The organism is Vreelandella piezotolerans (assembly GCF_012427705.1).
Classification (GTDB): Bacteria; Pseudomonadota; Gammaproteobacteria; order Pseudomonadales; family Halomonadaceae; genus Vreelandella; species Vreelandella piezotolerans.
In genome coordinates this window covers 380,961-399,797 of the sequence record NZ_CP048602.1, presented here as the reverse complement: position 1 = coordinate 399,797, position 18,837 = coordinate 380,961, and the positions used below count along the sequence as shown (strand labels likewise).

The 18,837-nt window shown below is 60.9% G+C and carries 19 protein-coding genes; 16 read left to right on the top strand and 3 right to left on the bottom strand.

The features are described 5' to 3' along the window. Positions 1-3: 3 nt before the first annotated feature. Positions 4-1,047: a type IV pilus twitching motility protein PilT gene (locus GYM47_RS01890; protein ID WP_153843140.1), complete on the bottom strand. Its 1,044-nt coding sequence runs from the start codon at positions 1,045-1,047 to the stop codon at positions 4-6. 33 nt (positions 1,048-1,080) lie between these two features. Here GYM47_RS01890 and GYM47_RS01885 point away from each other — a divergent pair, with 33 nt between their 5' ends. The 6 genes from GYM47_RS01885 (at position 1,081) to GYM47_RS01860 (ending at position 5,698) form a co-directional block, all read left to right on the top strand. Beyond that, entirely contained in the window at positions 1,081-1,779 is a 699-nt protein-coding gene (locus GYM47_RS01885) for a YggS family pyridoxal phosphate-dependent enzyme (protein WP_153843141.1), read from the top strand. Positions 1,780-1,851: 72 nt separating this feature from the next. Then, positions 1,852-2,679 (top strand): pyrroline-5-carboxylate reductase, encoded by an 828-nt coding sequence (gene proC, locus GYM47_RS01880; protein ID WP_153843142.1) that lies wholly within the window; start codon positions 1,852-1,854, stop codon positions 2,677-2,679. A 60-nt stretch (positions 2,680-2,739) separates the two neighbouring features. Continuing rightward, entirely contained in the window at positions 2,740-3,333 is a 594-nt protein-coding gene (locus GYM47_RS01875; RefSeq protein ID WP_153843143.1) for a YggT family protein, read from the top strand. Between the two features lie 74 nt (positions 3,334-3,407). After that, entirely contained in the window at positions 3,408-4,604 is a 1,197-nt protein-coding gene (gene metX / locus GYM47_RS01870) for a homoserine O-succinyltransferase MetX (protein WP_139527992.1), read from the top strand. Then, a complete protein-coding gene (gene metW, locus GYM47_RS01865; protein WP_139527991.1) occupies positions 4,604-5,200 on the top strand; it encodes a methionine biosynthesis protein MetW in 597 nt (198 codons plus the stop codon). The genes metX and metW overlap by 1 nt, the downstream gene beginning before the upstream one ends. Before the next feature lie 36 nt (positions 5,201-5,236). Continuing rightward, the gene (locus tag GYM47_RS01860) at positions 5,237-5,698 is read left to right on the top strand and encodes a DUF4426 domain-containing protein (RefSeq protein ID WP_153843144.1); all 462 of its coding nucleotides are present in this window, start codon (positions 5,237-5,239) and stop codon (positions 5,696-5,698) included. Here the strand turns inward: GYM47_RS01860 and sfsA are convergent. Both sfsA and GYM47_RS01850 read right to left on the bottom strand, forming a co-directional pair. Next, positions 5,695-6,423: a DNA/RNA nuclease SfsA gene (sfsA, locus tag GYM47_RS01855; protein ID WP_153843145.1), complete on the bottom strand. Its 729-nt coding sequence runs from the start codon at positions 6,421-6,423 to the stop codon at positions 5,695-5,697. The two genes, GYM47_RS01860 and sfsA, sit on opposite strands and share 4 nt — an antisense overlap. Beyond that, positions 6,420-7,580, bottom strand: a complete 1,161-nt coding sequence (locus GYM47_RS01850) for an aminotransferase class I/II-fold pyridoxal phosphate-dependent enzyme (protein ID WP_153843146.1) — start codon at positions 7,578-7,580, stop codon at positions 6,420-6,422. The genes sfsA and GYM47_RS01850 overlap by 4 nt, the downstream gene beginning before the upstream one ends. A gap of 186 nt (positions 7,581-7,766) precedes the next feature. Between GYM47_RS01850 and dksA the strand changes: the two genes are divergently transcribed. The 10 genes from dksA to panD all read left to right on the top strand — a co-directional run bounded on the left by dksA (position 7,767) and on the right by panD (position 18,709). Next, a complete protein-coding gene (gene dksA / locus GYM47_RS01845; protein ID WP_139527987.1) occupies positions 7,767-8,204 on the top strand; it encodes an RNA polymerase-binding protein DksA in 438 nt (145 codons plus the stop codon). Positions 8,205-8,316: 112 nt separating this feature from the next. After that, positions 8,317-9,216, top strand: coding sequence for a tRNA glutamyl-Q(34) synthetase GluQRS (gluQRS, locus tag GYM47_RS01840; RefSeq protein ID WP_153843147.1), 900 nt, complete (start codon positions 8,317-8,319; stop codon positions 9,214-9,216). Position 9,217: 1 nt separating this feature from the next. Beyond that, positions 9,218-9,394 (top strand): hypothetical protein, encoded by a 177-nt coding sequence (locus tag GYM47_RS01835; protein ID WP_167520868.1) that lies wholly within the window; start codon positions 9,218-9,220, stop codon positions 9,392-9,394. Then, complete coding sequence (locus GYM47_RS01830) at positions 9,384-12,329, top strand: ATP-binding protein (protein WP_153843148.1); 2,946 nt, start codon at positions 9,384-9,386, stop codon at positions 12,327-12,329. The genes GYM47_RS01835 and GYM47_RS01830 overlap by 11 nt, the downstream gene beginning before the upstream one ends. Then, positions 12,307-13,677: a sigma-54-dependent transcriptional regulator gene (locus GYM47_RS01825; RefSeq protein WP_153843149.1), complete on the top strand. Its 1,371-nt coding sequence runs from the start codon at positions 12,307-12,309 to the stop codon at positions 13,675-13,677. Before GYM47_RS01830 ends, GYM47_RS01825 begins: the two co-directional genes overlap by 23 nt. A gap of 865 nt (positions 13,678-14,542) precedes the next feature. Beyond that, positions 14,543-15,931, top strand: coding sequence for a polynucleotide adenylyltransferase PcnB (gene pcnB, locus GYM47_RS01820; protein WP_153843150.1), 1,389 nt, complete (start codon positions 14,543-14,545; stop codon positions 15,929-15,931). Further along, a complete protein-coding gene (gene folK, locus GYM47_RS01815) occupies positions 15,924-16,451 on the top strand; it encodes a 2-amino-4-hydroxy-6-hydroxymethyldihydropteridine diphosphokinase (RefSeq protein WP_153843151.1) in 528 nt (175 codons plus the stop codon). Before pcnB ends, folK begins: the two co-directional genes overlap by 8 nt. Before the next feature lie 156 nt (positions 16,452-16,607). After that, positions 16,608-17,399 carry a 3-methyl-2-oxobutanoate hydroxymethyltransferase gene (panB, locus tag GYM47_RS01810; protein WP_139527981.1) on the top strand — a complete coding sequence of 264 codons (792 nt, stop codon included), beginning with the start codon at positions 16,608-16,610 and terminating at the stop codon, positions 17,397-17,399. A 35-nt stretch (positions 17,400-17,434) separates the two neighbouring features. After that, positions 17,435-18,295, top strand: coding sequence for a pantoate--beta-alanine ligase (gene panC / locus GYM47_RS01805; protein WP_153843152.1), 861 nt, complete (start codon positions 17,435-17,437; stop codon positions 18,293-18,295). A 33-nt stretch (positions 18,296-18,328) separates the two neighbouring features. Beyond that, positions 18,329-18,709: an aspartate 1-decarboxylase gene (panD, locus tag GYM47_RS01800; RefSeq protein WP_027337660.1), complete on the top strand. Its 381-nt coding sequence runs from the start codon at positions 18,329-18,331 to the stop codon at positions 18,707-18,709. The last annotated feature ends 128 nt before the right edge of the window (positions 18,710-18,837 follow it).

Sequence of the window (18,837 nt, the reverse complement as noted above, 5' to 3'; positions counted from 1 at the left end):
CGGTTACTCGTCTTTTAACGTCAGCGTGCCTTTTGCGCGTGCCTGGGCGTCGTCCATACTCACCACGCCCTCCTTGACCAACTTGGCGAGCGACGCATTGAGTGTCTGCATCCCCAGGGCGCCGCCAGTCTGAATGGCCGAGTAGATCTGTGCCACTTTATCTTCACGGATCAGATTACGAACCGCCGACGTGGCGATCAGGATCTCGTGGGCTGCCACGCGTCCGCCACCCTGGCGTTTCAGCAACGTTTGCGAAACGACCGCCTGGAGCGATTCGGAGAGCATCGAGCGCACCATGGATTTCTCATCGCCGGGAAACACATCGATGATCCTGTCAATGGTTTTCGCCGCAGAGGTGGTGTGCAGCGTCCCAAATACCAAGTGTCCCGTTTCAGCCGCGGTCAGCGCCAGGCGGATCGTTTCGAGATCACGAAGCTCGCCGACCAAAATCACGTCCGGATCTTCGCGCAGCGCGCTACGTAACGCCCCCGAAAAGCTATGGGTATCGCGATGAACCTCCCGCTGGTTGATCAGGCAGCGCTTGCTGGTGTGCACAAACTCCACCGGGTCTTCGATGGTCAGGATATGCTCGAAGCGGTGATCGTTGATGTAGTCGATCATTGCCGCCAGGGTCGTGCTTTTGCCCGACCCCGTCGGCCCAGTCACTAGCACCAAGCCCCTGGGCAGCATCGACAGGCGTTGGAACACCTCTCCCATGCCCAAGGCGTCCATGGAAAGCACCTTGTTGGGAATGGTACGAAAGACGGCCCCTGCCCCGCGTGCCTGGTTGAAGGCATTGACCCTAAAGCGCGCCACGCCCGGCACTTCGAAGGAAAAGTCCGCTTCTAGGTGCTCTTCGTAGTCACGGCGCTGCCGATCGTTCATGATGTCGTAGATCAGCCGCCGCACGTCGTCGTTCTCCATGGCGGGTACATTAAGCCGACGAATATCGCCATCAACACGTATCATGGGCGGCAATCCCGCCGAAAGGTGCAGGTCGGACGCATTCTGCTTTGCCGAGAATGCCAGCAGTTCTGTAATATCCATCTCTCTTTCCCAGCTGCGGTAAGGTGCTTGAGTATGACAGACAACGCGCTCTCCGAGTCACTGGCCTCTGCGCGTGAACGCCTGCGACGAGCGCTTGAAGAAGCAGGGCGCTCGCCCACCAGCGCTACTCTGTTAGCGGTGAGCAAGACCAAGCCCGCCGACATGCTGCGCGAAGCGTGGCAGCACGGCCAGCGCGAGTTTGGTGAAAACTACCTGCAAGAAGCGCTGGATAAACAGGCGGCGCTCAAGGATCTTGACGGCATCGTGTGGCACTTCATCGGCCCGCTGCAATCGAACAAGACCCGTGCCGTGGCCGAGCAGTTTGCCTGGGTACACAGCGTGGATCGTTTGAAAATTGCCAAACGTTTGAGCGAACAGCGCCCAGCAGCGCTACCGCCGCTGAACGTCTGCCTGCAGGTCAACATTAGCCGCGAGGCCACGAAGTCCGGCGTGCTGCCGGAAGATGCCTTGGCTTTGGCTCGAGACATTGCCGCGCTACCCGGCTTAGCCCTGCGCGGGCTGATGGCGATTCCCGCCCCAGCGGCGACGCTAGAGGCACAGCGCCAGCCGCTGGCAGCGCTGCGCCAGCTATTGGATGAGCTCAAAGCGGCACTGCCCGATGCGCCGCTGGATACGCTATCGATGGGCATGAGTGACGATTTGGAAGCGGCTGTTTTAGAGGGCGCCACGCTGGTACGTTTAGGCACCGCCATTTTTGGCGCCCGGGGCTAACGGCGGCTCGAACCACACACGGCTTACTACACACGCTGCACGACGCAGCCATTTGCGAAAAAGGATACCCCCATGGCGAGCAAGATCACCTTCATTGGCGCGGGCAACATGGCCAGCGCCATTATCGGCGGCCTGATCGAAAGCGGTGTCTCACCCAGCGATATCACCGCCACGGCCCCCAACGACAGCGAACTGGCTCCGCTGAAAGCGCGCCTGGGCATTCATACCCACACCGACAATAGCGCCGCCGTCAGCGGGGCGGACGTGGTCGTTCTGGCGGTCAAACCGCAGATCATGCGCGGCGTTTGCGAAGCGCTGCGTGACAGCGTCCAGCAACAGGCGCCGCTGGTGATGTCCATTGCGGCGGGGCTGGATGCAGACACCATCGATCAGTGGCTGGGTGGCGGCAACGCCCTGGTGCGCTGCATGCCCAACACCCCGTCGCTGGTCGGCATCGGCGCCAGCGGCCTCTACGCCAACGCGGCGGTCAGTGACGCCCAGCGCACGCTGGCCACGCAGCTGATGGAAGCCGTTGGGATCGTCGAATGGGTCGACGAAGAGCGCCTGCTGGATGCCGTGACCGCCGTGTCCGGCAGCGCACCGGCCTATTTCTTTTTGATGTTCGAAGCCATGGAAGAGGCCGCCGTGAAGCTCGGTCTGCCTGCCGATACCGCTCGCCGCTTGGCCATTCAAACCGCCTTGGGCGCCTCCACCATGGCCCAGCGCAGTGACAAAGACCCGGCCACGCTGAAACAGAACGTCATGTCACCGGGCGGCACCACCGAGCGTGCCATTCATCATATGGAAGAGGCGCATCTGCGCACGATCATCGCCGACGCTATGAACGCCTGCGCCGAGCGCGCCGACGCCATGTCCAAAGAGTTAAGCGGTAACGCCTGAGTCGCACGCCGCCAATAGGCCGTGAACGATGCCAAACGCTATTTTCGAGGAGAAGCCGCAATGGGAAGTCAATTAGGCAGCGCCGGGTTAATGCTGGTGAACTCGCTGATCAATATTTATCTGTTTCTGTTGATGCTGCGTTTTTTGCTGCAAGCATCGCGGGCGGATTACTACAACCCGCTCAGCCAGTCGGTGGTCAAAATCACTCAGCCTGTCGTCGGGCTATTCCAAGGCTTTTTAGGGCCAGTCGCCGGTCGCTTTGACCTTGCCACTCTGGCGGCCGGTTTCGTGCTGAAAGTCGTCAGCATGGTCGCCATCTTCATGGTGATTGGCGTGGGCATGCCGCCCATTGCAGGGCTACTGATTGCTGGAGTGGCCGCGCTGGCCAACGCCATTTTGAAGATCTATTTCTTTGCCATGATCGTGATGATCATCCTGAGCTGGGTCGCCCCGAACGCGAGCCACCCCGGCGCGCTGCTGGTGATGCAACTGGTCGAGCCGATCATGGCACCGGTGAGGAAGGTGATCCCGCCGCTGGGCATGATCGATCTCTCGCCGATCGTGGTCTTCATCGCCATCAACCTGGTGGACGGCATCGTCGTGGGTTCGCTGATTCGCGCAGCAGGCATCTCGGGTGCCCTCGTAGGGCTATAACGGCCCTATCGACTCGACTAACGCCCCGAGCTCACTTTTGGCAGTGACCTATTTTTGCAGGACTAGTGCTTTCGATGCCTGATTCAGACACTCTTGCTTATGACGACCGGCCAGCGGACTCCGTTGGCCTCGTAACGCCCCAGGTGGTGAAATTCGATACGCCGCTGCCGCTTGCCTGCGGCAAGACGCTATCGGAGTACGAACTGATCTATGAGACCTACGGCACGCTGAACGCCGAACGCTCGAATGCGGTGCTGATTTGCCACGCGCTATCGGGGCACCACCACGCGGCAGGCTACCACACCGCCGAAGACCGCAAACCCGGCTGGTGGGATGCCCATATCGGTCCAGGCAAATCCATCGATACCAACCGCTTTTTCGTGGTGTCGCTGAACAACCTGGGCGGCTGCCACGGCAGTACCGGCCCGGTAAGCCATAACCCGGATACCGGCCGTCAGTGGGGACCCGACTTCCCCGTAGTGACGGTGAGTGACTGGGTCACTAGCCAAGCACGACTCGCCGACCACTTGGGCATCGAGCGCTGGGCCGCGGCCGTGGGGGGCAGTTTGGGCGGTATGCAGGTGCTGCAGTGGACGATCACTTACCCCGAACGCGTTGCCAATGCCGTCGTCATCGCCGCCACACCCCGCCTGTCGGCGCAAAACATCGCCTTCAACGAGGTCGCCCGGCAGGCGATTCGCTCGGATCCCGAGTTCTTCGACGGCTGGTACGCCGAGCACGACACCGTGCCCAAGCGAGGACTGAAACTGGCCCGCATGGTAGGTCATATCACCTATCTTTCCGAAGACGCCATGGGCAGCAAGTTTGGCCGTGACCTGCGCAGCGACGACTTGAACTTTGGCTTCGACGTCGAGTTTCAGGTGGAGTCGTACTTGCGCTACCAGGGCGACACTTTCTCGACCGCCTTCGATGCCAACACCTACCTGCTGATGACCAAAGCGCTGGACTACTTCGACCCGGCGGCCAGCTGCGACGGCGATCTCGCCTGCGCCCTGGCTCCGGCGCAGTGTCCTTTTTTGATCGTCAGCTTTACCACCGATTGGCGCTTCCCGCCGTCGCGCTCTCGAGAGCTAGTGGACGCCCTTACCCGCGCGGGTAAATCAGTCAGCTACGCCAATATCGAGTCGCCCCACGGGCACGATGCCTTCTTACTGCCCGAGCCGCGCTATCAAGCGCTGTTCAGTGCCTTCATGGGCCGCGTCGCTCGAGAGCAGCACCTCGATGCCGCCGACGCGGAGGAAACACGCTAATGCGCACAGATCTCGAACTGATTTACGACTGGGTTCCCCAAGACGCACACGTCCTTGACCTCGCCTGCGGCGACGGCGTTCTGCTAGAGCGGTTGGCTAAAGAGAAAGGCGTGACGGGTTACGGGTTGGAGATCGACCCGGACGGCATCACCCAGTGCGTGGCGCGCGGCGTCAACGTCATCGAGCATAACCTGGACGACGGCCTGGGTAGCTTCTGCGACAATAGCTACGATCAGGTGATCATGACCCAGGCGCTGCAGGCGCTGCGCCGCCCGGATAAGATGCTCGATGAAATGCTGCGGGTCGCCGAAGAGGGAATCATCACCTTCCCCAACTTCGCCTACTGGCGTCACCGCATTCACCTGGGGCTGCGCGGCTATATGCCGGTATCGAAATCGCTGCCCCACGCGTGGTACGACACCCCCAACATTCACCTCTCGACGTTCAACGACTTCGAGCACCTATGTAAAGAGAAAGGGTTGGTGATCGTCGACCGCGCCGTGGGGGTGGGCGACCACAAGGGGCACTGGACCTCGAAGTGGTGGCCTAACCTGTTTGGTGAAATCGCCATTTTCCGGGTGCGCCGACGCGCCTGATACCGCACTTATCTCACTCATGAGAGGAGACACGCTATGGCTATCGCGACACTGCGACGCTTTCCACTGCTGATGGTGCTACTGGGCACTCTGCTCGGCGCCACCCAGGCAGCGGCCGAGCAAATAGTACAAGTGGGCGACTACGAGATCCACTACAACGCCATCGAAACGCGCTTTCTTACTCCGGAAGTAGCGCAGGCAAACAGCATCCAGCGCAGTATCGGGCACGGCCTGGTCAACGTCAGCGTGCGCGAGCGCCAGCCGGATGGCACCACGCGGCCGGTAAATGCCAGCGTGGGCGGCTACGTGAGCGACTTGACCGACACCCGCGAACCGCTCAGCTTTCGCACCGTGCACGATGGCGATGCCACCTACCATCTTGCCACGTTCACGCTGCGCCACGACGAACCGATGCGATTCAACCTCGACGTGCGCTACGACCGCAATGAGAATCCAGAGCCGGTGAGCTTCATTCAGCGTTTCTATATCGAGCGCTAAACCCGTACCGGTAGTGCCCGCGTCAGGCGGGCCGCTATCGGTACGCTTTGCTGCCACGTCACCGTCACGCCATACGCCAGTACTTCGACCCCCGCTTGCACCGCATCACTGAGCGCCGCCGCGTAGGTGGCGTCGATATGCGCCGCCGGTGCCACGTCCGCAATCCCCTCGTGCGCCACGCAGAATAGCAGCACCGCCCGCTCGCCCTGCTGGGCAAGCGCCGCCAGCGTGGCTAAATGTTTGGTGCCCCGTGCGCTCACGGAGTCGGGAAAGTAGCCGTGCCCATCCGCCTCTTTCAGCGTGACCTGTTTGACCTCCACGTAGGCGGCGCCCTTCTCAGGGTCATCCAAACGAAAATCGAGCCGCGCTTCGCCGACCTTCACTTCACGCTTTAACGTTTGATAGCCCGACAGCGGCGGGATATCCCCCGCCGTGATGGCACTTTCAACCCAGCGGTTAGCGCGCCCCGTATGCACCGATGCCAGCGCCGTCCCCCCCTCAGGCTGAGGCAGTGCAATCCACTCCCAGGTCCAGGCCAGCTTGCGTTTGGGGTTGTCGCTAGACGAGAGCCATACCCGGCAGCCGGGTACGTTGACCGCCTTCATCGAGCCCGTATTCGGGCAGTGGGCCACCACGTCCTCCCCGCTGTCCAGGCGTACATCGGCTAGAAAGCGCTTATGGCGCCGCAGCAGCGTGCCGGACACCAGTGCGGGATAGGTCATCATAAGCGGCTCACGAAGCGCGCAATGCGCACTACGGCCTCCTGCAGCCGTGCCACGTCGTTAGTGAAGGCGATGCGCACATGATGCTCGCCGCCCTGTACGGCAAAATCGATCCCCGGGGTGATGGCGACATTCTCCTCCACGAGCAGGCGCTCGCAGAAGGCTTGGCTGTCACGGCTGTAGCGGGAGATATCCAGCCAGAGATAGAACGCCCCCTGAGGCGGCAAATCCGGCGCTAACCCTAGCTCGGCCAAGCCATCCAGTAGTACTTGGCGACGCTGTTTGAGAGTAGCGCGACGGGTTTCCAGAATATCCCGGCACTCGGGAGTAAACGCCGCCAGCGCCGCGTGCTGGGAGGGCGTCGGTGCGGCGAGAAAGACGTTTTGCGCCAGCCGGGTCAGCGGCTCGACGGCCTGCTCTGGCGCCACCAGCCAACCCAAGCGCCAGCCGGTCATGCCGAAGTACTTGGAGAAGCTGTTCACCACAAAAGCGTCATCTGACAATGACGTGGCCGACAGCGGCGCGTCATCGTAATTCAGCCCCTGGTAGATCTCGTCGACGATGACGTCGCCACCCTTGGCAGCCACGGTGTCGATCACCTTGGCGAGCGCCGGGGCATCCAGCGTATGCCCGGTCGGGTTGGAGGGGCTTGCCAGCATGGCTATACGCGTGTTGGCCTGCCAGTGCTGCTCGATCAGCGGTGCGGTGAGCTGCCAGCCGCTATCACGCCCTACCGACACGGCGTCGACCTCGGCCCCTGCCAGCGCCATGAAGTGGCGGTTACACGGATAGTTTGGGTCAGCCATTAGCACTCGATCACCATTTTCGACAAGCAGCTGGCTGGCCAGCAGCAGTGCGCCAGACGCACCGGGGGTGACCAGAATACGGGCGGGGTCAACCGTGGCGTTGAAGTGCTCGGCGTAGTGCCCGGCAATGGCCTCGCGCAGCGACGCTAAACCGGCGGCGGGGGTGTAGCGTGTTCTGCCGCTGGCCAGCGCCTGCTGCCCGGCGGCGACGATCGGGGCGGGCGTTGCGAAATCAGGTTCGCCCACTTCCAGGTGAATCACGTCATGGCCTGCCGCTTCACGCGCCTGAGCCATTTCCAATAAGTGCATTACGCGAAAAGGCGCAACGTGATCGACACGCGAATTCCAGGCCATAACGGCTCCTTCACCTAGCAGTAGTTAAACCATGACGCAGGTCGTACAAGATGTGGGACCATGGTCGAAAGCGCACTATTATGCTTGCATCGCGCGCAATTTTCAGCTAAACAAGCATCCCTTTGGCGTGAGATCGTGGCACACGCTCATGGTCGATCAGCAGTCACATACGTAAGGGGCACTCCCATGCCAGTAGCGGAAAAGAAACCGGAAGCGTCCAAGTCCTTCACACCGTATGAGCCGGCACCGGGTGAAGAGTATATGAACGAGAAGCAGCTCGCGCACTTCCGCCAGCTGCTTCTGGACTGGAAACAGGACCTCATGGAAGAGGTGGATCGTACCGTACGCCACCTGCAGGAAGATGCTAACAACTATGCCGACCCCGCTGACCGCGCCACGCAGGAAGAGGGCTTTAGCCTGGAACTGCGTACCCGGGACCGCGAGCGCAAGCTGCTGAAGAAAATCAACGAAACCATCGAAAAGATCGATGATGACGACTACGGTTTTTGCGAAGCCTGCGGCGTGGAAATCGGTATTCGCCGCCTGGAAGCACGGCCCACGGCCACACTGTGCGTCGACTGCAAAACCTTGGCCGAGCTAAAAGAGAAACAGCTGGGCGGTTGAGCACCCTGCCATCCTGCTAAGATGGTCGACAGCGGGCACCCTTGAGGTGCCCGTTTTTGTTTGTCATCTTGTTCTCTACTTACTGCTTTACCGTTTTCACGCACGGATTGCCATGACTGCCACCGCTCACTACCGAGGACGCTTCGCCCCTACCCCCTCCGGGCCCCTGCATCTTGGCTCGCTGGTGGCCGCGCTCGGCAGCTATTTGGATGCCCGCGCTGCGGGGGGCCAGTGGCTGGTACGTATCGAAGACATCGACCCGCCGCGCTGCCCCGAGGGCACGGACAGCACCATTTTGCGCCAGCTGGAGGCTTTTGGCCTGACATGGGATGAGGACGTCATGTGGCAACGCCAGCGTCATGACGCCTATCAACACGCGCTTGAGCAGCTCATCGATCGGGGGCTGGCGTACCCCTGCAGCTGCTCACGCAAGCAGTGGCAGGCCTTCGACATCTACCCCGGCTGGTGCCGAGACGGCGTGTGCGATGCCAGCCAGCCAGTCGCCTGGCGGTTGCGAAGCGACCTCGCCCAACGCCCCGTCGGTTGGAACGACCGACTGTTCGGCGAGCAGCACTTCGACCCCGCCGACCTGGGCGATGTCGTGTTGAAGCGCAAAGATCAATTATGGGCCTATCAGCTCGCGGTGGTCGTGGACGACGCCCATCAGGGCATCAGCGACATCGTACGGGGAGTCGACTTGCTGGATAACACGCCTTGGCAGCAGCAGTTACAAGCAGCGCTACAGGTGCCTACGCCGCGCTATCTGCATCTGCCGCTGGTGGTCACGGCGGGCGGCCAAAAGCTCTCCAAGCAAAACCTCGCCCCTGCCCTGGCCGAGGAGAGCCGCGGGATTCGTCGCCAGCTGTTTCAAGCGCTGCAGCTGCTCGATCAGGCGCCACCGCCAGCGCTCGTCGAGGAGCCCCCCGAGGTCCAGTTACGATGGGCCATCGATCACTGGTCAGTGGCACATTTGGCACCGCAGCCCCACCGCTCTGCCCCACCGGAGCCGTAAGATGTACGTCTACCGCATCATGCTATTTCTCGTCTTTGGCGGGTATCTGCTTTCCCCGCTGTTCATGGATGGCTGGGCTGACCCGAGCGTTGCCTGGTACCGCCCGTTTGCCATCTGGGGAGTGTTGATAGCTCTGACGCTCTGGCTCGAGCAGAAAAGGAAACTGGATGAACGCTGAGTTAATAAGCGTCGTATTACTGGGGCTTGGCTATCTCGGGCTGCTGTTTGGCTGCGGTTTGGCCGTCGAGCGGGGCTGGGTACCGGTGCGCATTACTCGCCACCCGATGGTGTACACCTTGGCGCTTGGCGTATACGCCAGTGCCTGGGCCATCTACGGCAGCATCGAATTAGCCGCGAATGCTGGATTCGGCTACCTCGCTTACTACCTGGGGCCAGCGGGGGCCTTTTTGCTTGCCCCCGTGCTGCTGGTACCGATTCAGCGCATCACCCGCACCTACCAACTCTCCTCGCTGGCAGATCTGTTCGCCTTTCGCTACCGCTCCCGCTGGGCAGGCACGCTGGTGACGCTATTGAGTCTGCTTGCCGTACTGCCGCTGCTGGGCATACAGGTGCAAACCTTGAGCGATGCCGTGCAGCTGCTCACCGGCAGCCGCTATAGCGCCGCCGTCGCGCTGCTGTTTTGTGGGGTCATTGCAGGCTGCGCCGTGCTGTTTGGCGCGCGCCATCACCATCGGCACCGCCACGACACGCTGCTCAGCGTGATCGCCTTCGAATCGGTGGTCAAACTGCTGGCCATGCTCGGGCTCGGTGCCATTGCACTCTGGTGGGTGTTTGATGGACCACAGGATTTACAGCGCTGGCTGGAAGGCCCCGGTGCGGCGCTCCAAGCGGCTACGCCTCAGCTCGAAGCCCCCCAGTGGCGCACGTTTCTGCTGCTGTTTTTCGCGGCGGCCTTCATGATGCCGCACCTCTTCCAAATCACCTTTGCCGAAAGCCTCTCTCGCCACACCTTACTGCAGGCGAGCTGGACCTTGCCGCTCTTTTTGCTACTGATGGCGCTACCGGTGCCGCTCATTTTATGGGCCGCGCAGTCGGCCAACGAGAGCGTGCCGCTTGCCGCCTATGCGGCGTACCTAATGACCGAGCATTGGTGGGTCGGCGCGCTGGCGTTCATAGGGGGCCTGGCGGCCGCCAGCGGCACGATGATGATGATTGCGCTCGCGCTCTCTGGCATGGTGTTGAATCACATCGTACTGGTCGCCCGTCCGCCAGAGGCGCGTAGTGACCTCTACGGCTGGCTGCTGTGGCTACGCCGGGCACTGGTCGGGGCCGTCATTGTCGGTGGCTGGCTGTTTGCCGAAAGCGTCGGGCGCTATCACTCGCTCACGAACCTAGGGTTGGCCGCGTTCGTCGGCATGGCGCAGTGTTTACCGGGCCTGCTGGCGCTGCTCTATTGGCCCGGTGCCAACCGCAAGGGCATGATTGCCGGTCTCATGGGCGGTATCGGCGTCTGGCTGTGGGGGCTGTGGCTGCCACTGCTGTTCGATATCGCCCTCCCCGCGCTGCCGTTCAGCTTGTTGATGCCCGCCGATGCCCCCCCCTGGTACAACGCCACCCTCATCTCGCTGGCGGTGAATATCGTGCTGCTGATCGTGGTATCGCTATTTACGCGCATTTCGGAGGGCGAGCGCTCGGCGGCGGAAGCTTGCTCGGTGGATGCGGTCATCCGCTCCAAACGTCTGCCGCTGGAAGCCGCCACCGCGGGAGATTTCCCCGCCCACCTGGCCCAAGCGCTGGGCGACGAAGCCGCGAGCCGAGAAGTGGACCGCGCGTTGAAAGCGCTCAACCTGACCTCGCAAGAGCGACGCCCCTATGCCCTGCGCCGTTTACGCGACCGCATTCAGGCCAACCTGTCGGGCCTGATGGGCCCCTCGGTGGCGCGGGACATCGTCGACCGCTATCTGCCCTACCGCCACGATGACGCCCCCGTGACTGACGACATCCATTTCGTCGAAAGCCGCTTGGAAGCCTACCGTTCGCGACTGACCGGGCTTGCCCGCGAACTGGATGGCCTTCGCCGCCACCACCGCCAGACCCTGGCCTACCTGCCGGTGGGACTGTGCGTGCTGGGCGACGACGACGAGCTTCTGATGTGGAACCAAGCGCTCTCGCTGCTCTCGGGTATCAGCGGCGATAGCGTCATCGGCTCTCGGCGAGACAGCCTGCCGCCGCCCTGGCCCACGCTGCTGGGCAGCGTGCTGACTGCCAGCCAAACGCCGCTGTACAAACAGGCGGTCACGCTGCACGGTAAAGACTACTTTTTGACGCTGCACAAAGCGGTGCTTAGCGGCCACGACAGTCGCGGCGGCAGCGTCATTCTGGTGGAGGATCACACCGAGATGAAGTGGCTGGAGGAGGAGCTGGTGCACGCCGCGCGACTCGCCTCCATTGGCCAGCTTGCCGCCGGGGTCGCCCACGAGATTGGCAACCCGATCACCGGCATTTCATCGCTGGCGCAAAATCTGCGCTACGACACCGACGACCCGGCGCTTTTGGAAACCGCCGACCAGATCCAGCAGCTCACTCAGCGGGTGACTAAAATCGTCAATTCCCTCGTCGGTTTTGCCCATGGCGGACGACCGGAGCGACCGCTTCCCGCCGCCCGGGTGTCGCTCACCGCGGTCAGCGACGACGCCCTGCACTTGATCCATTTAGCCCGCTCAGGGGAGGATGTCACCTTTACCAACCGCTGCCAAAATGACATTGTGGTGCGCGGCGATGCTCAGCGCCTTACGCAAGTCATGGTAAATTTACTGAGCAATGCCAAAGATGCTTGCTCTCCCGAGGGAACGGTGCACATAGAGGCAGGCACCCAGGCCAGCCACGCCTGGTGGCGAGTCGTCGATGATGGCCATGGAATTGATCCCAGCGTCAAACACCGCCTGTTCGAACCGTTCACCACCACTAAACCGGCGGGTGAAGGTACTGGACTTGGGCTATCGTTGGCGTATCAAATCATCAATGAGCACCACGGCAAAATAGAGGTGGCGTCGCCCCCTCCCGGAAAGCCTCGCGGCACGGCCATCACGCTTTGGCTACCGCTTTACCAACAGGATGATCACTTGCCCCATGCCCAGGATACTGATTGTTGAAGATGAAGCGATTATTCGCAGCGCGCTAAAGCGCCTACTGGAGCGCCATGACTATCACGTCAGCGAAGCGGCCAGCGCCGAAGAGGCCCGCGCTCAGCCGCTCAGCGACTTTGATCTCATCATCAGCGACCTGCGCCTGCCTGGAGAGCCGGGTACAACGCTCATCGAACTCGCCGCCCCCGCTCCCGTTTTGATCATGACGAGCTACGCCAGCATGCGTTCGGCGGTCGATGCCCTCAAGCAGGGCGCGGTCGACTATGTCGCCAAGCCCTTCGACCACACTGAGCTTCTGGAAACCGTCGAGCGAATTTTGCACAAGCAGTCGATGCAGCAGGGTACGCCGCCAGATGTCACCGATGAGGGCGGAGGCCGCCAAACCATGATCGGTGACTGCACTGCCATGCAAGAGGTGTATACGCGTATTCGTAAAACCGCCCCTGCGGACGTCACCGTGCTGATTCAAGGCGAGTCTGGCACCGGCAAAGAGCTAGTCGCACGCGCCATTCACCAACAGAGCAAGCGTGCCAAAGCGCCGCTGATTTGCGTCAACTGCGCGGCGATCCCCGAAACGCTGATCGAATCCGAGTTGTTTGGTCACGAAAAAGGTGCCTTTACCGGTGCCAGCGCTGCACGCACCGGCTTGGTCGAAGCTGCCGACGGCGGTACGCTCTTTCTCGATGAAATTGGCGAGCTGCCCCTGGATGCCCAAGCGAGGCTGCTACGCGTACTGCAAGAGGGCGAGATCCGCAAAATTGGCTCCGTGGAAACCCGCCATGTGGACGTTCGCTTGATTGCCGCCACTCATCGTGATCTGCGCGCGCTTTCCAAAAGCGGCGAGTTCCGGCTTGATTTGTACTATCGATTGAACGTGATGCAGATTGCCCTGCCACCGCTGCGCGAGCGCGAAGACGACGTACTCAAAATCGCCGATATCCTGTTGGAAAAGGCCTGCAAACGCCACGAACGCCCAGGGCTACGGCTCTCCAGAGCGGCCCGCCAAGACCTACGCGACTATCCCTGGCCCGGTAACGTGCGCGAGCTGGAAAATGCGCTGGAGCGCGGCGTAATTCTTGCCGAAGGCCACCTGATTCACCCTGACGATTTGGGACTTGGTCCAGTTACCCACCGCTCCCAGCCACCTGCCACCAGCTCCTCGCCTAGCCAGGCAGTTGCCCCCGTCGATGAGGAGGACCTGTCGTTGGAAGACTATTTTCAGCACTTCGTGTTGGAACATCAGGATCAAATGAGCGAAACCGAACTGGCGCAAAAACTCGGCATTAGCCGCAAGAACTTATGGGAACGACGCCAAAGACTGGGGATCCCTCGGAAAAAGACCGCACGCCGGTAGACGTTTGGCGTAATACCAACGTCCAATAGATTGATTTGATTAAGAAATATCCGGAATTCGTTACCCGAGCACTGTTACCTTCCCACACAACGCTGCGCAAAATTGCCGCCAAAACGGGTAACACTTTCCCTTCCCAATAGTTCCCTGACCCACTCGAAAATCGCCAAACTACTGAAATTCATAAAGTATTAAATGAGTGGCACGGCAAGTGCAATATTACTAGGCAAGAAGAAAAAACTGGGCAGCGCGGTCAGTCACTAATAAAAACAACATGACACCGCCCCGACCTGAGCCAAAACAAAAACAACAAGGCCAGGTAGAGATAACGGCACGAACAAGAACAACTGGCTTGAGTCTCATGACTTGCACGCGCAGCACAGGGTTACCTAGCGGAGCCAAGCAAACGCGCAGCAAACAATAACAATACACAGCAAGTGCCCAAATAAGGACGCGACGTACACAAGGTCTGCACCCGAACAACAACAATAGCAGCATAGGTGTACACCCCCGGAGCCAATAACAACTCGCCGGGAGAGAAAAGTTCGCGGTTGGATTATTGTTTTGAATACGAGGCGGTCGGAATCAGAGTGGTTCTTTACGCCTGCCGACTGCGGTGCGTATTCAGGGCGATGTGCCATCATGAATAAAAACAGCAGCATGGATGCTGATTGTCTGCTTTATAGGGGAGGCTCACGTAGCCTCCCCTTTCCGCGTTTACGGGTGACATTGACGTCAGGTTCGACGGCTCATTGCAAACCGCTCTTTGCAAGCCCCAGGGGGTCGGATACACTCAACCCTTTACCGTCCTCCATACGGTCACGTTTTTCGAAACCGTTTTCGATACACTGCGAGTCGACATCGCCGCATGTTTAAAGGATTTACCCGTTTATTACACAGTCCGGGAGAGCACTTGAAATCCCTGCTCGATTCCCCTGAGAGCGCCTCAGATGCGCCCAGCCCTCGTATTATTCCGCGCTCCGAGCATCCCGTTTCTCGCCAGCAAATCAGTGAAGCCGCGCTCAAGGTGCTTTATCGTCTCAACGGCGCCGGGTTCGATGCCTATCTCGTGGGTGGCTGCATTCGCGACGCGCTGCTGGGCAAAATGCCGAAAGACTTCGATGTGGCCACCAACGCTACACCCGAGCAGGTGCGCGATCTATTTCGCAACTCACGCCTGATTGGCCGCCGCTTTCGCATCGTGCATGTACGCTTTGGCCGCGAAGTCATCGAGGTAACGACGTTCCGCGGCAAACCTCAGGACGAGCACGGCGACCATATCGCCCACCAATCGGACGATGGCTTGCTGCTGCGGGACAACGTATGGGGCAATATCGAAGAGGACGCACTGCGCCGCGACTTCACCGTCAATGCGCTCTACTACAATATTGCCGACTTCACGATCCACGACTTTGCCAACGGAGCGCGAGATATCGAATCGCGCACGCTGCGCCTGATCGGCGACCCCGCCACCCGCTACCGTGAAGATCCGGTACGGATGCTGCGCGCGGTGCGCTTTGCGGCCAAGCTCGACTTCACTGTCGAGCCCGCCACCGAAGCGCCCATGTACGATCTTGCGCCTCTGCTGCTGCAAATTCCGCCGGCTCGCCTGTTCGATGAGGTGCTCAAACTCTTCATGTCGGGCCACGGGCTGATCACTTTCCGCCTGTTGAGCCACTACAACCTGTTTGGCATGCTCTTCCCGGAAGCCGAAGAGGCCATGGCCGACGCCGCTTGGGCAGAGGAGCTCATTGAGCAGGCACTCGCCAATACCGACAAGCGTATCGCCGAAGACCGCCCCGTCACGCCCGCGTTTTTGCTGGCAGCGTTTCTATGGGCGCCGGTCGTTCACCGCCAGGCCGAGCTCGAGCGTGAGGGCATGCCTGCCGTGCCCGCCCTGCAAACCGCGGCTCAGCAGGTCGTATCGCGCCAGCTCCAGCACACCTCCATTCCCAAGCGTTTTGGGATTCCCATGCGCGAAATTTGGGAGCTTCAGGCACGGCTGCCAATGCGACGGGGCAAGCGCGCGTTCCAAACCCGAGAGCATCCGCGCTTTCGCGCTGCCTTCGATCTACTGATGCTACGCGAGCAGGCGGGCGAAATTCCCCGCGGCTTGGGTGACTGGTGGGAGTCGTTCCAGAAAGGCGACGATCACGAGCAGCGCCGACTCCTGCAGAAGGTCGGCAGCGATCCGGCCAGCCAAGGCGACCGCCGTCGTAAAAAACGCCGCAAATCGCGGAGGGCCAACAGTGAATAGCGCCGTGCGTTGCTATATCGGCCTCGGCAGCAATTTAGAGACCCCCATCGAGCAGGTGGAGCGGGCGCTCCAGGAATTGGACACCTTGCCACTATCGCGACGAGTGGCCAAGTCATCGCTCTACGCCACGGCGCCCATCGGCCCACAAGATCAGCCGGACTTCATCAATGCCGTCGCCTGCCTAGAGACCCACCTGTCGCCGCTGGCGCTCCTCGACCAGCTACAGGCGCTGGAGCAGCGCCATCGGCGTCGGCGGCTACGCCACTGGGGGCCACGTACGCTAGACCTAGATGTGCTGCTTTACGGAAAACATACCCTGCAGCACCCCCGCTTGACCGTACCTCATGAGCAGATGCACGCCCGCGCTTTCGTACTCGTACCGCTGGCAGAGGTCGCCACGGCGCTTCAGCAGCCCATCACGCTGCACCAGCAACCGCTCGAAACGTGGCTATCGCGCCTCAATACGAGCGATATTCGGCACTTAAGTGCTACCGATGTCACCGCCACTGCTACCATCTGACACAAATCTCGACACCACGCCCCCAATCAGGTAACAATTGCCGGTTACGCCACATCGCGCAGGCAGGGACGCTGCGATAATAATGGCCGAGCAGAGCGCAGGCGCCTCGAGCGCACTCGCCGCATCGGCCCCATCACGTTTGAATGAGAGCACGCCATGAAAACCGTCACCCTGAGCACCCTGCAGGCGTATAAACGCGCCGGTGAAACGTTCAGCTGCCTGACTGCTTACGATGCCTCCTTTGCCCATGCTGCTAGCGCGGCGGGTATCGATGTCCTACTGGTAGGCGACTCCCTTGGGATGGTGTTACAGGGGCACAGCAGCACCTTGCCCGTGACCATCGATGACATTTGTTACCACACCCGCTGTGCTGCACGCGGCAAAGGCCACAGCCTGCTGATGGTCGACCTACCGTTCATGAGCAATGCCACCACGGAGCGCCTCTTGGAAGATGGCGCAGCGCTGATGCGAGCAGGTGCGGAATTGGTCAAGGTAGAGGGCGAAGCATGGATGGCCGATGGCATTCGCGAACTGACTCGCCGAGGCGTGCCGGTGTGTGCCCACCTGGGTCTGACGCCGCAAACCGTCTATCAACTGGGCGGCTATAAGGTACAAGGCCGCGAAGCGGCGCAAGCCGAGCAAATCATTCACGATGCCAAAGTGCTAGTGGACGCCGGCGCCTCGGTGATTTTGCTGGAGTGCGTGCCCGCTAGTTTGGGCAAAGCGGTGACCGAAGCGCTAGACGTACCGGTCATTGGGATCGGCGCAGGCCCAGACACCGACGGACAGATTCTCGTCATGCACGACGTGCTGGGGGTCACGCACGGCCGTACGCCGCGCTTCGTGAAAAACTTCATGGCGGAGGCCAGCTCCATCCAGGGCGCCTTCGAGCAGTACCATGACGCCGTCAAGCGCCGCGCCTTCCCCGCCCCAGAGCACTGTTTTTAAGTAACCGTTTTTCAGTGAGCGACAGCGACTTCTCTATGCGCACTTTGCGAGATATATCCGAGCTTCGCGCCACGCTGCGTGACGCTCGCCAAAAGGGCCAGCGTATTGCGCTGGTGCCGACCATGGGCAATCTTCACGCGGGCCATCTAGCGCTGGTCGCCACCGCCCGCCAGCACGCCGACGTGGTCGTCGCTAGCCTGTTCGTCAACCCGATGCAGTTCGGCCCCGGCGAAGATCTGGACGCTTATCCACGGACGTTCGACGCCGACCAGCACCACCTCACCGAAGCAGGGTGTGACCTGCTGTTTGCGCCTACGGTGAGCGCCCTTTATCCCAACGGCTTGGAGGCCCAGACCCGCGTTCACGTGCCCGTGGTCGGCGAAGGGCTCTGCGGCGGCTCGCGCCCCGGCCACTTTGACGGCGTCTCCACCGTGGTCAGCATGTTGTTCAACCTCGTGCAGCCGGACATTGCCTGCTTTGGTGAAAAGGATTATCAGCAGCTTGCGGTAATTCGTAAGCTGGTGGCTGATCTGCACATGCCCATCGAGATCATTGGCGTGCCGATCGTACGCGCCGATGATGGATTGGCGCTCTCGTCGCGCAACGGCTATCTCAGCGCCCAGGAGCGCGCCACGGCGCCAACGCTCTACAAAACGCTGTGCGAACTGCGCGACGCACTGGCGCAAGGTGAATCCATCGAAAAGGTACTACAACGGGGCAAAGCGGCGCTGTATGATGCCGGCTTTACGCCAGATTACCTCGAACTACGGGATGCCACCCTCGGCCCTGTCACCGATACCACGCGCCACGCCGTGCTACTGGCCGCTGCCAAGCTTGGCCCTGCGCGTCTCATCGACAATCTCAGCGTGCAGCTACCCAGCGCTGCTCGTCGCTAGCCTGCAAGGCTTGCTCGTTACTCAGGAGTTCCCATGCACACCATCATGCTCAAAGCCAAGCTGCACATGGCCCGCGTTACCCACGCCGTTCTCAATTACGAAGGCTCGTGCGCCATCGACGGCGACCTGCTGGACATGGCCGGTATCCGCGAAAACGAACAGATCCAGATTTACAATGTCGAGAACGGCGAGCGCTTCACTACCTACGCCATTCGTGGCGAAGAGGGCTCGCGCTTGATTTCGATCAACGGCGCCGCGGCCCACTTGGCCGCGCCGGGACATCGCATCATCATCTGCAGCTACGCCCATTACTCAGAGGCCGAGCTCGACAACCACCAGCCCGCGCTGGTGTATCTACAAGAAGGCAACCACGTCAGCCATACCAGTAACGCCATTCCGGTACAGCTGGCGTAAGCCAACTGACGCGCTAAGAACGGGCCGTTGATCGGCCCGTTTTTTTATTGGCGCTAAAAGCGTATTGCCGCAATGCACAACCTTCCCCTATGCTGATAGCCAAGCCTGACACGACACAAAGTCACACC

Bases quoted from the DNA above. Each gene is read 5' to 3' on its own strand.
- GYM47_RS01850 (WP_153843146.1), bottom strand. From the start codon at position 7,580: ATGGCCTGGAATTCGCGTGTCGATCACGTTGCGCCTTTTCGCGTAATG.
- dksA (WP_139527987.1), top strand. From the start codon at position 7,767: ATGCCAGTAGCGGAAAAGAAACCGGAAGCGTCCAAGTCCTTCACACCG.
- metX (WP_139527992.1), top strand. From the start codon at position 3,408: ATGCCTGATTCAGACACTCTTGCTTATGACGACCGGCCAGCGGACTCC.
- GYM47_RS01830 (WP_153843148.1), top strand. From the start codon at position 9,384: ATGAACGCTGAGTTAATAAGCGTCGTATTACTGGGGCTTGGCTATCTC.
- GYM47_RS01890 (WP_153843140.1), bottom strand. From the start codon at position 1,047: ATGGATATTACAGAACTGCTGGCATTCTCGGCAAAGCAGAATGCGTCC.
- sfsA (WP_153843145.1), bottom strand. From the start codon at position 6,423: ATGATGACCTATCCCGCACTGGTGTCCGGCACGCTGCTGCGGCGCCAT.
- GYM47_RS01875 (WP_153843143.1), top strand. From the start codon at position 2,740: ATGGGAAGTCAATTAGGCAGCGCCGGGTTAATGCTGGTGAACTCGCTG.
- GYM47_RS01885 (WP_153843141.1), top strand. From the start codon at position 1,081: ATGACAGACAACGCGCTCTCCGAGTCACTGGCCTCTGCGCGTGAACGC.
- pcnB (WP_153843150.1), top strand. From the start codon at position 14,543: ATGTTTAAAGGATTTACCCGTTTATTACACAGTCCGGGAGAGCACTTG.
- proC (WP_153843142.1), top strand. From the start codon at position 1,852: ATGGCGAGCAAGATCACCTTCATTGGCGCGGGCAACATGGCCAGCGCC.
- metW (WP_139527991.1), top strand. From the start codon at position 4,604: ATGCGCACAGATCTCGAACTGATTTACGACTGGGTTCCCCAAGACGCA.
- panC (WP_153843152.1), top strand. From the start codon at position 17,435: ATGCGCACTTTGCGAGATATATCCGAGCTTCGCGCCACGCTGCGTGAC.
- GYM47_RS01825 (WP_153843149.1), top strand. From the start codon at position 12,307: ATGCCCAGGATACTGATTGTTGAAGATGAAGCGATTATTCGCAGCGCG.
- panD (WP_027337660.1), top strand. From the start codon at position 18,329: ATGCACACCATCATGCTCAAAGCCAAGCTGCACATGGCCCGCGTTACC.
- GYM47_RS01860 (WP_153843144.1), top strand. From the start codon at position 5,237: ATGGCTATCGCGACACTGCGACGCTTTCCACTGCTGATGGTGCTACTG.
- GYM47_RS01835 (WP_167520868.1), top strand. From the start codon at position 9,218: ATGTACGTCTACCGCATCATGCTATTTCTCGTCTTTGGCGGGTATCTG.
- panB (WP_139527981.1), top strand. From the start codon at position 16,608: ATGAAAACCGTCACCCTGAGCACCCTGCAGGCGTATAAACGCGCCGGT.
- gluQRS (WP_153843147.1), top strand. From the start codon at position 8,317: ATGACTGCCACCGCTCACTACCGAGGACGCTTCGCCCCTACCCCCTCC.